This window comes from Mesomycoplasma ovipneumoniae, assembly GCF_024758565.1.
Classification (GTDB): Bacteria; Bacillota_I; Bacilli_A; order Mycoplasmatales; family Metamycoplasmataceae; genus Mesomycoplasma; species Mesomycoplasma ovipneumoniae_B.
In genome coordinates this window covers 721,686-740,317 of sequence record NZ_CP079199.1, presented here as the reverse complement: position 1 = coordinate 740,317, position 18,632 = coordinate 721,686, and the positions used below count along the sequence as shown (strand labels likewise).

Genomic DNA, 18,632 nt, shown 5'->3' with positions numbered 1-18,632 from the left:
TTTAAATAATAAATAAAATACCAGAAATTACTGGTATTTTATTTATTTTTATGATATTTGAGAATTAAATTAGATTAAAAATTGCAAAATTATTCCTTACCGTCTTCAGGAGTTACAAAATTAACCTTAATATTCTCAACATCAAAAGCAAACTGGAAGGAATTTCCTGATCCTGCCCTAATTCGGTTGATAGTTCAAAAAGTATCTACTTCCATAATTGGAATAATTGGTGAAAATTCACGAATTATTTTTTCAAAAACCAGCACAAATTCAAAAACTCTATTCTGAGTTCAGCCTTCTCGTCTTTCTTGGGCAGTAAAAATTGCGTTAAAGAATGAATCAATTCTGTTATTATATTCATCTAATGATTCAGAGAATTCTGGAACTAAAATTGGCTTATTATTATAATCGGTAGCAGGAATTTTTTGATCTACATCAAGGTAGACTTGTTTAAAAATAGTCTTTCCTTGGGCGTCAACTTTTAATTTTCGGGTAATTAGTTCTTCAAATTTCTTTAAAAAAACGTCAGAAATTTCGAGTCTTTTAGCAATTTCAGCTCTTTGCTCAGGTGAAATTTCATTTCACATTTTTCAATAGGTCATTGAAGAAGCTGGATTTGACTCAAGTCCAGAAAATTTATTATCACTAGGTGAAATTTCATCTGTGTTGAAAAACGCTTTTATATATGAATGAGGTTGAGATCCACCGATGTTGAAAAAGTCAAAGTTTTTCATTGTTAAATCAAAGTCACCAGTTGAAAGTCTTTGTTGGTAAATTCCATCAGGAAGTCTAACAGGGTCAATTTCGATAAAATTATTAGTATTTCGGGCTAAAATGTCCTGCAGACCGATAGCAACTTTTTCTTCGGCATCATCTTTATAAATGAAACTTAGTTTAACTTTTCTAACGCCTGGATTATTTTTTTTGAATCTTTCAAGGAAAAAATTTGCAGCTTGCGGACTATAAGAAGTATCAACTCGCGGAACAGATTCAAATCAAACACCTTTTGCTAAATGTGAGCCATAATTTTGGGCTAAAACTGGAAATTCAATTTGTTTGCCGTTTGAGTCTAAAAGTTCTGAACGGTAGTTTCTGTTTTCTAAAAAGGTTTCCAAAGGATATCCCCGAGCTGTTAAAATACTGTCAAAATTAGTTCAAGTTGTCTGTGGAAAAGAGTGATCAAGACCATATAAATTAAGTAAATCAATCCGGTTTATCCCATAAAAAATAACTTTTCGAAGATCTGAATCTTGAAGATAGGATTTTCCTTTTTTGACATTGTCCAAATTAACTTGGATTCCGATTGTACCATATCCGGTTTGTTTTTCCATGTATTTTCTTGTTCTTTCTTCAGATCAGAATTTGGACTGAAATGTTGAAGGAATTTTAGTTTTTGCAATATAGCCATCAAGGAAAAGTGAAGATAAAAGCTCAGGTTGTTCGGCAAAAAAGACTTTAATTTTGTTAGGAACAGTTTTATCTGATGAATAATAACTTTGTTTTTTTGTTAGAATCATGGAACCTTGAGAACCTAAATTAAGTTCAGAAATATCAAAAGGTCCGTTAGTTAAAAATTTCGATAAATCAGTACCAAAATTATTAATTCCACCAGCATGAATCTCAACAAATTCACGATTTATTGGGAAAAATATATCAGGATAAACGATCTGTCTGTACAAGTTAATGAATTTTTTTGCCGCTGAGTCTTCAAATTGAATTCTAAGTCCATATTCGTCCCCAGGCAAAAAATCATATCTTGGAATTAAATTAGGGCCGTCAAAAATTTGTGAAGGGTCTAAAAATGGGTTTTTTGTTAGTTTAATTACAGATCTTTGGCCATTTTCGACAACATTAATTTCAGTTGAATTAGCACTAAAATCGGGATTCAAAGACAAATTAGCTTGAACTAATTCAACAGCTTCTTTATTGGTCATTTGTTCAAAAATTTGACCTGTGTACATTCCAAATTTTCGCGCTTCTTCTCTGAATTGAGCAACATATTCTTCATCGCCTTGGTTTTGTGATTCAAAAACTTTTTGGTCAAAATCAAGACTAACTTTACCAGTTTTTTCGTCTTTTATGTATCTTTTTTGACCAAAGGGATTTAGATAAGGATTTCCAAATTTTGAGACATAATCCTGTTGTAGTGAGATCATTCTCTGGGCATTTTTAATATTTGTTGAAAGAACTTTAACTAAATTAGGCGAAGCGACATTAATATTTAGTACATATAAAATATAGTCAATAAAATTTTGGGCAATAACAGGTTGATTATTTGACCATCTTGAAGCACCTTTATTCAAAAAAATTGAGGTTGAAACGATTGATTGAGAAGCATTTTGAATTCCAATAAAAGATTTTGAGCCACCACTTGAAGGAGCTATTGACCCAAGTGTCAAAGAAAAATCGCTAATTGGATAAGAAGAACCATCAGCACTAATGCTTGTTGGATTTTGAAGAATTTGATTTGCAGATGCACTTTGAAGATTTGTGCTATAAAGTTCAAAGGTAATTGAAGGCAAATTTAGCTTTGCTCCGTATGAATTTGAAGCAGATGGTCCTGGTTTTACAAAAGATTCAACTAAAGAATTGAGAATTTGGTGTGAAGAATTATTCTTTACATAATTTAGAGTGTTAATTGTTGTTGTTGAAACTCCAAAGTCAAATTCCTCTCGATTTCTTTCAAGAGCAGAAGCACAAGATAGTAAAGTAAATGTGGGTACTGCAACAAAAGTGTTTAAAATCAGTAACTTTTTAAATTTATTCATATTAGCTCCTATTTAAATTGAGGTCTGATTACAAGGAATGTTTGATTTGATTTTTGTTCAATATATGTTGGGGCTAAATTGAAGTTTTTACCGTTTTCAGCAAGATATTTTGAATTTCCTAATGTAAATAAGTCTTTAATTTCTTGCCTGTTTTCATCTGAAAAGTAAATTCTGAATCTTTTTAGACCGTCAATTCCTGGTCTAAGAAGTGCATTTTTGAACTCACCGATAATTGACCAAGATGAAATTCATGAGCTATACCCTTCGTCTTTTAGCGTCCATTTTGTTGATAAATCAGCTTGTTTTTTTAGATAAAAAATGTTATTTGTAGAATCACTCACTAATTTGATGTAGAATTTTTGGGCTGTTTGTTCATCTTCAAGAGTTAAATATTTCGCTTTTTGGGCATCTTCATTTTTTAGAAAACCTCAAAAGGCAACTTTATCTTGTTTAGAATCACGCCAAATTCCTGAAAGCGATCTTTGGCCAACACCTTGCGTTTTGAGAGAATAATACCAAAAGGCTTCTGGTCTGTTTGTTACTTTTTCACCTTTTAGGTTAGTTATTCGAATAGTTTGATCTTCAACAGGTTCCAAATTGTCATCATACAATTCTCAATTTAGCACTTTTCTTTGGAAGCGATCTTTAAAAAACCCGTTATTTGTAGAAATATTTTGATTTATATAGCCATTTCTTCAACGAAGATTTCCAACAACTGGTTGAATATTTGCTCTACTAAATGTTTGTGAATCGCCAAGTTCACCTTTGTAAGCTGAAAGTACTCGAGATAATTCAATTGAAGTTTGAGCAAAAATATCATCTTTTTGGCTTTTAATTTTGGCATTAACTTCCTGAATTCTGCCTTGATTTTCGATGTTTTTTAAGGTTTTATCAATGAATTTTTCAGGTAGTTCTTCACTTTGGATTTTTTCAATTTCGGCCTTTTCTTGCTGACTAAACTCAAGAACTTGATCATAAAGTTGTTTTTCTTGTGCTTTTTGGAAAGTTTGTGTTAGGTTTTGGTATAAAGTATTTAAATTTTCAGAATTTTTTGAAGTTACATAATTAGTCAAAAAATAGTTAGTAAATGGACTAATTAAAGTTTGAGAGTATGCCTGGGCGATGTCAAAAGCGGGAATGAAATTTTTAATCCATTTTCTTGTATAAATTGCATCAACAAAATACTCATTTCCAGTATTAGATTCAGAAATATTTTTATAACCTGGCATAATATTATCAAGCGTTTCGTCACTTGGAGAATAATGAATTTGAACATAGTCTCTTGTTAAAGATTCGGGAAAATTATAGACATAATTACTGAAAAAATCATCAGGTTTTGTCTCGAATCTAGCTGAATTTTTTGCCCGAAGTCATGAAAGTTCAAGATCTGTATTCATTCGTTGGAATTGCTGAATTCGACTAGTTCTACCAATTGAATAGTCAACAAAGGTTTTTGTCCCTACTAAATATTGCAATTTGAACAAATCCAAGTCCTTTGCATCTATTTTTATTTGACTTAAAAAGCCCTTAAGTCATCCAAAAACTTGTGATTTTTCTGAATCATTTAAATCTGAATCAACAAATGATTCTTCATCTAAAACTAAAGAATTTGTTTCATCAAAACCTGCAAAAGTCAATCATGCAATTTTAATTTTATCATCAATGTTTGTAAGTTTACCAAATTTGGTTGCCGGTAAAGTTGCTTGTGTTTTTCGGGAAAAATTTTTAAATCCCATAAAACCAACAGATGATAAAAATAGGTGATCAATATTTTTATTATCTATTTTTGTATTTTTGATCAACAAGTTTAGAGTTGATTGCTCAAAGGCTTCCATTAAATTGTTTGCAAATTTTTGCAAATTTTGTTGTAATTCTTCTTGAGAAATATCAAAAATTGACAATAATTTTTCAATTTTTGATTCAAATTTTTCGGCTTTAGTTCATTTAAGCGCTGAATTTCCATTTTGATTTTCTTTTAATTTGAAATTTTTAGACAAATTATCAAAACTATATTTATAAAGGTCAAACTTAGAGTTAACATAGTCAAAATCTCAATTTCTAACAAATTCACCGTTAATTTTTGTAATTTTAAGTGCAAATGGATCAATTGAAATAAATTCTATAAAATCTGAAATTGATGAAAATTCTGTTTGCCTATTTTCGTTTTGATATCCAAAATAATTATTTTCATAATCAAAACCAAAAAGAGTTTTGTCTCAAGCATCGAGGTAAATTTTGGATTTATCAATTGTTGCACCTGAAACGTTAAATTTAAAATCTTCAGCAATTCCAAAAAACGGATGTTCAGCAGTAACATTTGAAAATTTTAAAAGATTTCCAAGAGGTGAAGTTCAGCGAGTTGATAAATCTTTTTTCTCATCAAATTCACTCTGATCAAGAACGTTATCAAGTTGACTTTGAAGTTGAGTTTGAATTCTAACATTAAAGTCATACTTTGGATTTTGATAATATTGCTTTCCATTTACTGAAATTATTTTTCCAAAATATGAACCAGCAAAAATCGGACCGTTAGTTAATTGAGAAATATCTGGATTATTTGGTGATAAAATGTTAAATTCATCTAATGATAAAAATAAGTGACTAGGAGCAATGCTTTTGCCATCTTTGTCAGTGAATTTTATAATTTTGTCTAAGTTTTCATATAGTTTGCTTTTAAGTTGGTTCGAAAAGGCTCTAGTCAAAATCCCAATCGCAGGATCACTTTGCCCTTTGGATGAAAAAGATGTAGCTAAAGTTTGAAAATAAACAGTGTATAAAGTTTCAAGAATTGAGACTATTTGATTTATTTTTTTGAAAAGTGAATCTTTAAAAGTTGAAATATTACTTAAATTTGTGTATAAATCTGAATCATTTTGTTCAGAAATGCTAATAATCTTGTTGAGAAGCGGTTGAATTGTATCTTGAAAATTAAATGTTTTTTGAAATTCTGTGATAATTGTAGCAATTTGGCTCGAAGAACTTGGTTGAGTTCCTTTAAGCAATTTAAAAAAATCATGAAACTTAAATCCCAAAGAATCTTCTTTATCCAATAATTCTTTTGCTAAATTAGCGACTGGTTGAGGCGCACTAAGCGAAAGTTGAACTTGTAAAAGAAATTGTGACAAGTCAAAAACTGAATCAGGAATTTCAACACTAACATTTAAATTTTGCGGGTTTTGACCAATAATTGTGCCAAAAAATGCTTGATTTTCAACAGGATTATGCAAAATTGAATTAAGTGATTTTTCAAAAGCTGGACTTGATGGTGAAAATCTAGTAAAAGACTGAGTACTTGTGTCTCACCCGTTATCACGAAAGTTTTTAACTATGTTAGCCTCAAAATTATTCTGAATTTCACGGATTTTTGCCTGTAATTCACTGAGACTTTCAGGATTTTTGAAAGTTAAAGGATCAATTACTGGCTTACCATTTTCGTAAAATAAGTGAACTTTCAAATTTTTAAAAGTTCTTCGGTCAGCAGTTGCTTCAAAATCAGCAACTCGAATTTTACCTTGTGCGTCAAATTGAATTTTATTCCCGGCTCCATCAGTTAATGAATCAGCAAAAATGCCTCGAATATCGTTAGAATTTATAAATCCTTTTTGTTTTTCAGTCTCTTGATTTGATTCATCTTCAGTATTTTGTTCTAAGGTTGAATTTCTATTTCGGAAGAATTTAGAAGCACCTGAAATTCCAGGATTTATTGTTCCTGAGTCTGGATCAATTGAGTTTAGCAAAAAAAGGTCGTATAATTTTAGTTTTCGAATATCTGCAGCAGTTTTAAGCCCATCGATAGTTTGTAGGAATCTACGAGATTTTTTAGAAATTAACTTATCAAGATCTTGATTTTCTTTGGCGCCAAAAATTTCAGATTCATCCTCAAAGTTATTTTCGCTGTCAAAGCTAAAATTTGGATAAATTCCTTTATCTTCAGGGTTCAAACTTGGAGTTGCTTTTCGCAAACTTAGACCAGAAGATCTTGCATTAAGATATTGTTGAAGAACATCAAAATTATAGAAAGACTGTAAACTTATTCCGGTATTTGTTGAAAGAGCATTCAAAACAACGTTTAAATCTGGATCAGAGTTGTCTTGGGCATAATTTAGAGTTTGATGGTGTCCATATTCATGAGCGCCAACATATTTTAAATAGTTAATTCCAGTTGTTTTAAAAAATGGTGAAGATGCTTTTAAAAGTGCAATATAAGGAATTCTTGATGAATGCGAATAACCAATAAATTCGCCATGTTTTGTGGTATATTTTTTTAAACCTGTGTTTGGGTCAACTCCAGAATCAACATAAGTACCAACAAGATTTTCGCCATTTGTTGATTTATGTTTTAAAACTTTATCAATTAGTCCATCAAAAATTTCACCATAAAGTTGGTAAACTTTTACCGTTTGTCCGTCTTTTAGAGTTTCTATTTCCTGAATAACCTTTGGAATTGCCCGGTTTTTTCAGTCAACAGCAATTTTAAAACTATCAAATTCTTCAAGACTTTGAGCATAATTTGCACCTGTTGGATCTAGGTTGAATTTGATTGTTTTAGCTGGACTTTCAGGTTCTTTTGGATCTGTTAGTTCAACTTCTAATTCATAATTTGATAATTTTTTGACTGACTTAATTTGGTATGATGATCACAAACTAGCATCAAATTCGGCTAGAAATTCGTTTTGCGCTTCAATTGAAGGACTTTCAGTACCAGATCCAAGTGGAAAAAATAACCTATTTTCAGGACTTTTTTGATAAATACCAATTGTTTTTCCAACTGGATGATCTATATTATATAGGTCATAAAATCCGTTTTTAACAATTTCATCAACTTTTTGGGAAATTTTAGTCGCTAATTCGGCGGCAATAAGTGTTGAAATATCAGGATTTACATTTTGAGTCAATAGAAAATCTATTGTTTCTTTACCATTAGCAGGAGTTTTTTGGTCTTCAGAGGTTGGATCAGACTCAAGACCTTCAAGGTCTAAAGAAAGAACTCCGCGCGGAACATTATTGTCATCATTTTTAAATTCCTGTCTAATTGTATTAAAAATATCACGTATTTTATAGGTTTTTTTAAAATCTTCGGGAAATTTGAAGCTATAATTTTTAGGTAACTGAATTTCATTTTCATGTGCAAACATGAGAATTGCGAGTTCAAATTTTTTCTCTACATCCTCGATTTTTTGGTTTTGATTATTAAAAACCAAAAAATTCTCAGGGTCTTTAAATTTTTCTAATTTAGTTAAAATTTGTTCATCATCAGCGAATGAATTTTTTAGAATTTTAACTACATCATAAAGATAAATTGTTTCATTTTTGACAAGATCAGTGGCTGGAATTCCGGCAATAACTTTGGTTTTGTCATAATTTGCTAAAACTTGTTGTTGTGGAATTGTTCTAAAATATTCATCAAGCGATTCTTTTGAAATTGCATCATCAAAAATTTTGTAAGTTAAATTGTCAAGTCCGTTACCTTTTCCAGCTAATTCTGAATAAATTGGGAATGAACCAAAAAATGAATCAGGATAAAATTCTATTTTTGCTTCTTCTTTTCTAACAGCTGAATGTTGACCTAATAATAAGTTATTACCTGATCGTGTTACCCCTTTTTTTAGTGCAAAATGTTGTAATGTCAAAGCATCAGGTCCTCAGGAAACATTTTTATTGAATCATTTTGCATATTCAAGAAATTCTGAAGGTGAAATAGCATCCCAATACTCATTAACAAATTTCATAACCCCTAATTGTAGTTCAAAAATTGGAGTTTGACGGTTATATGTTTGGGCAAATCAATCTGCAAATTCTGATTCAGTAAAAACTCGTTTTTCTGATTTAATTTTTGGGTTTAAAAAAATACCATATTTGCCGTCTTTATTGTCTTCTAAAGGTGCAAAAGTTGCGATTCGTTCGCCTTGGGCATTCAAAAAATTAGCAAAAACTAACTCATCTTGTTTAATTTCATAAATATTATCTGAGGCAACATCAAGATTGTAAACTCCAAGTTCGTTATTATTTGCATAAAGTTTAATTCCGCCCATAATTCCGGCAGCCGTTCCCGCAAGTCCGCCGCCAGCAAGCAAATAACTAATTAAAATACTAGTTTTTTTCATAATTATAGTCTCCTAATTTCCAACGTTTTACTTCAGAAAAAGTGGCTAAAATATAATGGTTATTTCCTAAATCAATCCACTCAGGTTGGTTTGATTCTGAATAGTTATGCATTTTTGGATCATAAATAAATCCAGCAAGTGATTCACCTTTTGATTCAATTGTTGGGATTGATTCAATCAATGATTTTGTATAAGGGTGTAAAAATTTTTGGGTTATTTCTTTTGTTGGACCAATTTCTAAAATTCGACCTCGATAAACAACAGCAATTCGGTCTGAAATGTATTCAACCATTCGAAGATCATGGGAAATGAAAAATATTGTTAAGTTATATTTTTCCTTTAAATCTTTAAAAATGTTGATAATTTGGGCTTGAATTGAAACATCAAGTGCCGAAATTGGCTCATCAGCAACAAGAATTTTAGGTCTAAGTAATAAAGCCCGACAAATTCCAATTCTTTGTTGTTGTCCTCCTGAAAATTCTAAAGGAAATCTTGACAAAACTGAGCTATCAAGTCCAATTGAGGCGAGCATGTCTGTAACGTATTTATAGGTTACATCTTTTGTTGGTTTTTCCAAAAAGTTCTTTAAAAATAGAGACTTTTTTTGGATAAAGTCAACAATATTTGGGTGAATTGAGCTAATTTTTTTCAGGTAATTTATTAAATTAGCAAACAAATCTGACACTGAAATTTGTCTTGTGTTTTTGTAAAATTGATCGCTAATTTGATTGATTAAATTTTGAGGAATTTTTTGGCTTTTAAGAATTTTTACTAGATTTTCAAAGGTATTTTGGTAATAATGTTGTGAAAATAGTTGTTTTATTGAACCTTTTTTTCGTTGTTCGAGGTTGACTATTCCTTCGGTAACTACATCATAAATATTTTTATAAGGATTAAGTGAAGAAAGTGGATCTTGGAAAATCATTTGCACATTTGAAACTAACTCATCAAGAATTTTAGCGCGGATTTTACGAGTATTTTTTGGTAACTCTAAATTATTAATAGTGATTTTTCCAAAACTTCGAGGAACCAAACCTGCAAGCGCAGAACCGGTTGTTGACTTTCCTGAACCAGACTCACCAACAAAAGAAAGAACTTCACCTTCATAAATATTGAAACTTATGTCATGAATAACTTTGTTTTTTCGATTACCAGTTCCATAGGTAATATCGACATTTTCAAAGCTAACAATTGGTTTTTTGCCGCTAGATTCAAGCATTTTTTTAACACCAGGAGTTAATTGACGCCAAGTTTGGCGGACAATCTTACCAAAAAAATAAGTGTTTTTTTCAAGATAAAATTTAGAATTATTGCTCATTATTTTGCCTCATTTTTTGAAATTGGAGTCATTTTTGGTAAATAATTTTTGGTGGCATAACTTTTGGTGCTTTTGGATCAAGAAGCGCTGATTTTATACGGTGAGTTGGACTTATTTTATAAAATTTTGGTTCAACAAAAAAATCTTGTTCTAAGGCATAATCATTTCTGACCGCAAATGCATCACCGACAATTGAATTTAATGAAGAAGGAACTACCCCACGAATTGACTGTAAACGATCGCCTTTATTTATATCAGGCATTGAAGTTATTAGCCCTCAAGTATACGGATGTCTTGGATTTAAAAGAATTTCGTCTCTTGTTCCTTCTTCAACAACTTGACCAGCATACATAATTGTGATGTAATTTGCAAGTGAAGCAACCACTCCTAAGTCATGGGTTATAAAAATGATCGTAATTTTTAGTCTTTTTTGCAAATCACGGATAATATCAAGAACTAAAGCCTGAACTGTTGTATCAAGTGCTGTGGTCGGCTCGTCCATAACAATAATTTTGGGCTCAAGCGAAAGAATTGCTGAAATGACAATCCGTTGAATCATTCCACCTGAAAGTTCATGAGGATATAATTTCATAACCATTTCAGGATTGACAATTTTTGTCATTTTTAAGTATAAAAGCGCTTTTTCATATGCTTCTTTTTTATTTTTGACAATTTTATTTAACAGCATTCCTTCCATTATTTGTTTGCCAATTTTTTTGGTTGGATTCAAAGTTGACATCGGATTTTGGAAAACAGCAGAAATTATTTTGCCGCGATAATTTGAAAGTTCTCAAGCACGAAAGTCAAAATTGTGAACTGGATTGTTAAATAATCTTATCTCCCCTGATTCAACAACAGCATTTTCGCCAACAAGTCCATAAAGACAAGAAGTAATTACCGATTTTCCTGAACCAGACTCGCCAATTATTGCATGAATTTTTCCTTCATAAAAATCAATTGAAGCATTACGAATTACAATATTTCGGATTGAAGGATTAGCTGGATTAACAAAGGATAAATTTAAATTTTTAATTTGAGCAACAATTTTGTACTTTTTATTACCAATTTGTTTGTAGAGAACATTTTTAGAAAAAGCTTCAAAATCAAAATGGGAACGGTTAAAGCTTGTGTGTCAATATTGTTGAATTCTATTTAAAATAGCTTGGATTTTATAGGATTTTTTTGATTTATAATGTTTTTTTATGTTAACTTCATAAGCCAAAAATTCTTCTTTAAGTTCCAAAAATTTTTCTTGATATTGTTTTTTATCCAATTTTTTTTGTTCTAAAAGTTCTAAATCTTTTTTAAACTTTTCTAAATTTTTTGCTAATTTATAACACAATGTTGGATTCTCGGCATTTTTGCAATCAGAAAATTTGGCCAAAAAATAAGAAATCATTTATCTTTGCCTCCTTAGAGCGTCTTGAACTGAATTTCCGATCATTTGAATTGAAGAAGTTAACAAAATTAAAAAGAATGAAGGAATTAAAACATAGCGAGGATACAAGGTTACAATTGGAATTCCTGAATTAATTGCATTTCCTAAAGTTGGAACGTTTGGTAATGACAGACCAATAAAAGCAAGGCCAGTTTCACCAAGAATAGTGCCTGGAATTACAAAAACAATATTTGTAATTAAAAGTGGAATAATTACTGGCACAAAATTAAGTAGAATTTTATAAGAAGGAGTTCCTAAAACACGTGATGCAATTACTCATGTAAAATTTCTAGCTCTTTTTATTTGGGCACGAACTTGATTTGCAAGACCGATTCAGCCTGTAAGTGAAAATGATAAAACTAAAACTCAAAAACTCGGGCGTAAAACTAATGTCATCAAAATAATTACTAAAATTGTTGGTATGTTTGAAATTATTTTAATAATAAAGGTAAAAATTTTGTCAAAAAGGTCAAAATTACCCATTAGTGTTCCAAAAAGAGTTCCAAGCGCGACATCAAAAAGCGCAACAATAAAACTTAAAATTAACGAAAACTGCAGTCCGTGTCATAAAAATGCCCAAACATCACGACCTTGAGAATCAGTACCTAAAATAAATCCTTGTGTAAAATAGTTTAAATTTTTCATATTAGGTCGAAGTTCAGTTGGCGATCCGGTTGTAAAAGGGATAATAATTGCCAAAATTAACATGAAAATAATGGTAACAATTCCAAAAACACCTGAAAAGGAACGGGAAAATCTGAGAAAAACTTCATAAAAATTATTACGGGGTTTGCCAAAATAATTACGATCAAAACTTTTTGATTGAGCAACCATTAATTTTCACATTTGGTATGAAAAGGGTTGCAAAAATGGATTAGGTTTTAAGTTTTGGTCAATATATTTTTCAATTGACGGAAATTGATTCATTATTTTGCCCTCCTTCTAATTCGCGGATCAAGCAATTCGTAACTAATATCACGTAATGTATAAGAAATTATTGTCAAAAGTGAGTAAATAATTACTAAGAAAAGAATAATATTATTATCTTTTGACTGAATTGCGTCAATCATGATTCCCCCAGATCCTGTAATTAAAAAGATTTTTTCAACAAAAATTGATCCAATGAAAGAACCTAAAACAACTAACGGGAAAAAGGTTGCAATTGGAAAAAGTGATGCCTTAAGTGCGTGAGTTCAAACGAAACGATTTCTTGTTAAATTTTTTAAATATGCAAATTTGGCATGCATAGAATTTAACTCATTATTAAGTTCAAATCGAATGTATCGCACATAACTAATTACAGATCCAATCGAAAGGGCGATGGCAGGTAGGACAAAAGTTGAAAAATCCTGTATATTAAAAATGTAAGGAATTCCGGCTTTTTGACCAAAAATTAAAAGAAAAATTGCAAAAACTAGCGAAGGAATTGAAGAAAAAATCGCTATTCAGACTGTGGCTAAATTGTCAAAAAACTTTCCTGGATTTTTTCCAACAGCAATCCCAAGTGGAACTCCAACTAAAAGTGTTAAAATAACTGAAACAATACCTATAGAAAAGGATGTAAAAAACCTTTGCCAAATAAAGTCACTAATTTCTACACGAGGTCTAAGACTATATGAAATTCCAAAATCAAAATTGATAAAATTTCAAAGGTAGTTGAAGTATCGTTGCGCTTGAGGCAAGTCAAGCCCATAAAGTTGTTTTTCCGCTGTTTTTTGAGCCTCATTTAGGCCATCAAGAAAACCTGGCTCACCTGGAATTGAGTCAATCAGAAGAAAAACTAACGTTGCAACAATTCAAGCCACTATTACAAATTCGAAAAAAATTTTTACAATTTTTTTCGAAAAACGGAAAAAAAACGAGTCAAAACCCAAATACTTTAATAGTGGATTTTTCTTTTTCTTTGTTGGCGGAATAGTATAAATATAATTATAATCAATATTCTTTTTGGCTACACCTTGAATTGAAGGGCTTATACCTATTTTTAACAGATCTGTGCGATGTTCACCATCATTTTTTAGCGTCATTTTTTTCCTCATTATTTAGTTTTAAATATTTTTTAAATAAAAAAACGGGTTTTTGGCCCGTTTCAAATTAAATTTAATATTATTTTTTAAAATTTTACAAAATTAAATTTGAAATGGGCGAGTTTTTAATATTTTTAAAAATATTTTTATTTTTGTATGAATTAATGGATTTATAAAAAACATTGAAAAAAGAAAATGCAAAAAAACTGATTTTTTTAGAAAAAACCATTGATCTAAATTCTCACATATTAAAGATATTTAAGATGAATTGCATATCAATTTCCTTATTACATAAAATACAATTAACATTTTAACACAAAAAGTAAAAAATTAATCAATTTATTTTTTTTTTTTTTTTTACAAAAATGATTACCTTATGTAAATAGCCTAATTTTCTTATTTGCAAAAGCTTTTGCATTAGTCAAATTCATAATTAAATTTAAAATTATCGCTTTCAAAATTAGCAACACTGTCTTGATATGGAATAGCAAAACTTTGAATAACAACTCGAAAAATAGGGTCTATGTGTGAAATTTGGAGCGGACTATCGGGTATTTTTGGGTTTGAATCAGAAAAATTAAAACTATAATCAGCAACAGATTCGGGTTGATCAATATTATTAATTAGCTGCAAATCGTACTCAGAGTTTAAATTATCTTTTGAATTAAGCTTAATTTTGAATGGATTTTCTAAACTTTGATTATGCCAATGAAGTCTTAAAATAGGAGTTGGATTTGTGTTTGGGGCACTTATTTTTCATTTTTTATCAGATTTTGTGTCATTTTTTTCATTAGTTTGAAGATTTGAACCGCCGAGAGGTGATGAAAAAATAAATTTATATGCATTAATTAAAAGATAATTTTTATTGTCTTTTTGAATAATATTTGGTTTTAATAACTTAGTTTCAATATAGCGTCAATTTTGCGTAAAAATTTTTGAAATTATTTTATGTTTTTCAAAATTATCTTTACCAGAATCATTTAATAGCTTAGTATTTTCGTCATTTATTTTTTTACCAGAATAAGCAGCGGATGTTTTTTGAAAGATATTTTGCAAGAAATTTGGATTAATTTCCTCAGATGAGTCAAAATTGTCTTGAAAAGCTAAAATTCGATTTTTATTATCAAAAACAAAACTTTTTGCAACATTAGAAGTATAAATTTTGCTTTTTTCCTCGGGCAAAAGATTAATTAGGCTAGGTTTATTTAAAAATCATTTCAACCTAATAGCATTTACTTCTGAAACATAAAGATCAAATGAACGCGGTGCACGTTTTTGGAATTCATCCTTGTTTTCTGGAATTGGAATAATAATTGATGGAATAGAAGAATCATTTGTTTCTGTTTTTGGTTGAGAGCAGGAAATAAGAAAGATTGGCAAAATTGCTAATCCACTGAAAAATTTATAAATATGTTTTTTTATTGCCACCAAAAACCTCGCTTTTTAATCTTTTATTTAGCTTTTTTTAATCTTTATTGAAAATTAGAGGTCTAATATTAAATTTAGAAGTTATTTTTATTAGATTTTTACTTTAATTTAATAGAAATTGTAATATAATTTTTAGATATTTTATTAAATTATAATTTAAAGAGACTCAAAAATGATTGAAATTAAGGATTTATCAAAAATTTTTGCTGATAAAGTTTTATTTCAAAATGTAAATTTAAAATTTACAGAAGGAAATACTTATGGAATTATCGGCGCAAATGGAGCTGGAAAATCAACTTTTTTAAAAATTTTAGCTGGCTTTATCGAACCTTCATCAGGATCAATTCAAACATCACAAAATCAAAGAATTTCGGTTTTATCACAAAATCACTATGAATTTGACGATTTTATTGTTACTGATGTTGTAATAATGGGAAACCAAAAATTATACGAAATTCAACAAGAAAAAGATCAAATTTACGCAAACCCGGATGCAACTGAGGCTGATTATAACCGCGCTGGAGAACTTGAAGAACAATTTGGACTTTTAGGTGGTTGAAGTGCTGAAAATGATGCGCAAATTTTACTTTCTGCACTTGAAATTCCTAAGGAATTTTGATACTCAAAAATGTCAGAATTAAAATCTTCCTATAAAGTCAAAGTACTTTTAGCAAAAGCGCTTTTTGGAAATCCTGATATTTTGATAATGGATGAGCCAACTAACCACTTAGATTTTAAAGCTATTAAATGGCTTGAAGAATTTTTGATTAATTATAAAAATATTGTTTTGGTTGTTAGCCATGATAGCGATTTTTTGGATCAAATTTGCACTCATACTGTTGATATTGATTATGGTGAAGTTAAAATTTTTACTGGAAATTATAGCTTTTGAAAACAATCATCTGAGTTATTAAAAGAACTTCAAAAAAATGCTAATGCAAAAAAAGAAGAACAAATTGCAAAATTAGAGGCATTTATAGCAAAATTTTCTGCAAATGCTTCTAAATCTGCCCAGGCAACTTCGCGAAAAAAATCCCTTGAGAAAATTCAGCTCGAGGAAATTAAACCTTCATCACGTAAATATCCTTACATTCGCTTTAATGTTTTTCCAAGACCTGGAAAACAAATATTAAATGTTGAAAATTTAAGTTATAAAAATCCTGAAACTGGTGAGTTTTTATTTAAAAATGTGTCTTTTACACTTCTACCAGGCCAAAAAATGGTAGTTTTTGTTGATGATGATTTAATAAAAACTAAATTACTTGACATTATTGCCGGAAAAGAAGCCCCAACTTCTGGCACAATTACTTGAGGTTCGACAATAAAATTTGATTATTTACCAGCAAACACAGATGATTTTTTTAATTCAGATTTAGATTTAATTTCCTGAATTTCACAGTGGCCAATTTTTAACACACAAGACGAAAATAAGGACAATTCAACCCATAGAATGCGTGCTTTTTTAGGAAGGATGTTTTTTAGCGGCGACCAAGTTTTTAAAAAAGTCAATGTTACATCTGGTGGCGAAAAAGTTCGTCTTATGTTTTCAAAAATGATGCTAAGTGAATCAAATTTTTTAATTTTTGACCAACCACTTAATCATCTTGATTCTGAATCAATTGATTCTTTCATTGAAGGTTTAAAACTTTATGATTCAGGAGCAATTTTTACAACTTATAATCTTGCCTTAATAAGGGAAGTTGCAAATGCGATTTTGGATATTAAGCAAGATTCAGCTGTATTTTTTCAAGGTACACTAGCTGAATATGAGAAAAAAATAGGAATTTAGTCTATAAAAGTATTTTGTTTTAACTTTTAAATTTAATTTAGGAATATATTAAATGGTTTTTGATACTATTTGTGCGATTGCATCAGGAGCAATAAATCAAGCAATTTCGATCATTAGAATTTCAGGACCAAACGCCTTTAAGATCATGGAAAAAATTTTTACCGGGAAAATTGGCAATTCCATGGAAATAACTTTTGGCTGGATTCATGATAATCAAACTAAAATTGATCAAGTTTTAGTTTTATGATTTGCTGGAAATAAAAATTTTGTTGGCGAAGAAACTGTAGAAATAAACGCTCATGGCGGAGTTTTAAATACAAATTTAATTCTTGAAACTATTTTAAAAACTAAACTCGCTAGACTTGCAAATCCTGGAGAGTTCAGCTTGCGTGCTTTTTTAAATGGGAAAATTGACTTAGTTAAAGCGCAAGCAATTAATGATTTAATTCATGCTCAAGTTAAATCACAACACAATGTTGCTCTTAAACAGTTTTCTGGCGCAAGTTCAAACTTTATTAAAAAATTAATCCAACAAATCGAGGAAATTATCGGGACTATTGAGGTAAATATTGATTATCCCGAATATGATGATGTTGAAATTCTGACAAATCAGATTCTTATTCCTAAAATTGATGAATTAATAAAAAATTTTAATGAATTAATAAAAATAGCCGATAATTCAAGACTAATTTATGAAGGAATAAGGACATCTTTAATCGGCGAACCCAATAGCGGCAAGTCTTCGCTTCTAAATGCTTTAATTGACGAAAATAAGGCGATAATAAGTGAAATTCCTGGAACAACTCGTGATATTGTTGAAGGTAATTTTGTGATTGACAATTTACTTTTTAAAGTTTTTGATACTGCCGGAATTAGAAAAACTAAGCAGAAAATTGAGCAAATTGGAATTAATAAAACCTTTGAAAACATGGAAAAATCTGATTTAATTTTACATGTTATTGATGCAAGTCAAAAAAAATCTAAACATCTTGATTTAAGTGAAAAAATTAGTGAAAATCAAGTATATTTGCAAGTCTATAATAAATCTGACCTAATTGAAAATAAGGAAGAATTTGCTGATAAAATATTAATTAGCGCTAAAAACAAACAAATTGATAGCTTAATTGACAAAATTAAAACTATTTTTGCCTTTTTGGGAAAAGAAAACCAGTTTGTCGCTAATTCATTCCAAATTTCACAGATAGAACTAGCAAAAACAGCAATTGTGGAGGCTAAAAATAGTCTAGAATCTGGTTTTGGACCTGAAATTGCAATTGTAGATTTACGTAATGCTTGAAGAGAATTACAAACTATTTTTGGCAGAACAGACGATGAAAACTTGCTTGATTCAATTTTTTCACGGTTTTGTCTAGGAAAATAATAAAAATTTCCCACTTTAGCATGATCATATGACGGCATTTCATCTTTAATAATGAATAAATGTATGCTAAATTCGATCACACGAGCAAATTTTTATGCTAATTTATGGGGTTAAAACCATTATTTTTTTAAATGTTTAGTGTAAAATCAAAGCTTGTGTATGAAAATAAATCTATTATATCGTGATATTTTAAGAAATTTTTTAACGTAAAAATCATTTCTTTATGAGTTTTTATCAAAACATTTTGTTTTTTAAATTCAACAGGAACTGGGCCTAAAATACTATAAATATACGTTGCACTATCAAGTAAATTAAGATTAGTGCTGTTAGCAATCAGAACTCCGATAGAAAAATCTTATTTTGAAAATTTGTTTCTACG

The 18,632-nt window shown here is 29.8% G+C and carries 9 protein-coding genes; 2 read left to right on the top strand and 7 right to left on the bottom strand.

The features are described 5' to 3' along the window. Positions 1–89: 89 nt before the first annotated feature. From KW512_RS02735 to KW512_RS02705, 7 genes are all read right to left on the bottom strand, one after another. Complete coding sequence (locus KW512_RS02735; RefSeq protein WP_258841290.1) at positions 90–2,768, bottom strand: hypothetical protein; 2,679 nt, start codon at positions 2,766–2,768, stop codon at positions 90–92. Between the two features lie 8 nt (positions 2,769–2,776). Beyond that, complete coding sequence (locus KW512_RS02730) at positions 2,777–8,872, bottom strand: PDxFFG protein (protein WP_258841289.1); 6,096 nt, start codon at positions 8,870–8,872, stop codon at positions 2,777–2,779. Beyond that, positions 8,859–10,190, bottom strand: a complete 1,332-nt coding sequence (locus KW512_RS02725) for an ABC transporter ATP-binding protein (RefSeq protein ID WP_258841288.1) — start codon at positions 10,188–10,190, stop codon at positions 8,859–8,861. The genes KW512_RS02730 and KW512_RS02725 overlap by 14 nt, the downstream gene beginning before the upstream one ends. Continuing rightward, positions 10,180–11,589, bottom strand: a complete 1,410-nt coding sequence (locus KW512_RS02720; RefSeq protein ID WP_069097729.1) for an ABC transporter ATP-binding protein — start codon at positions 11,587–11,589, stop codon at positions 10,180–10,182. The genes KW512_RS02725 and KW512_RS02720 overlap by 11 nt, the downstream gene beginning before the upstream one ends. Next, the gene (locus KW512_RS02715) at positions 11,590–12,555 is read right to left on the bottom strand and encodes an ABC transporter permease (protein ID WP_010321053.1); all 966 of its coding nucleotides are present in this window, start codon (positions 12,553–12,555) and stop codon (positions 11,590–11,592) included. It lies immediately after the preceding gene. Further along, positions 12,555–13,655 (bottom strand): ABC transporter permease, encoded by a 1,101-nt coding sequence (locus KW512_RS02710; RefSeq protein ID WP_258841287.1) that lies wholly within the window; start codon positions 13,653–13,655, stop codon positions 12,555–12,557. The genes KW512_RS02715 and KW512_RS02710 overlap by 1 nt, the downstream gene beginning before the upstream one ends. A gap of 417 nt (positions 13,656–14,072) precedes the next feature. Then, entirely contained in the window at positions 14,073–15,083 is a 1,011-nt protein-coding gene (locus KW512_RS02705) for a hypothetical protein (protein ID WP_258841286.1), read from the bottom strand. A 172-nt stretch (positions 15,084–15,255) separates the two neighbouring features. On the opposite strand from KW512_RS02705, the gene KW512_RS02700 reads away from it, so the two are divergent. Further along, positions 15,256–16,872, top strand: a complete 1,617-nt coding sequence (locus KW512_RS02700; RefSeq protein WP_258841285.1) for an ABC-F family ATP-binding cassette domain-containing protein — start codon at positions 15,256–15,258, stop codon at positions 16,870–16,872. Between the two features lie 52 nt (positions 16,873–16,924). Beyond that, positions 16,925–18,253, top strand: coding sequence for a tRNA uridine-5-carboxymethylaminomethyl(34) synthesis GTPase MnmE (gene mnmE, locus KW512_RS02695; protein WP_258841284.1), 1,329 nt, complete (start codon positions 16,925–16,927; stop codon positions 18,251–18,253). Positions 18,254–18,632: the final 379 nt, after the last annotated feature.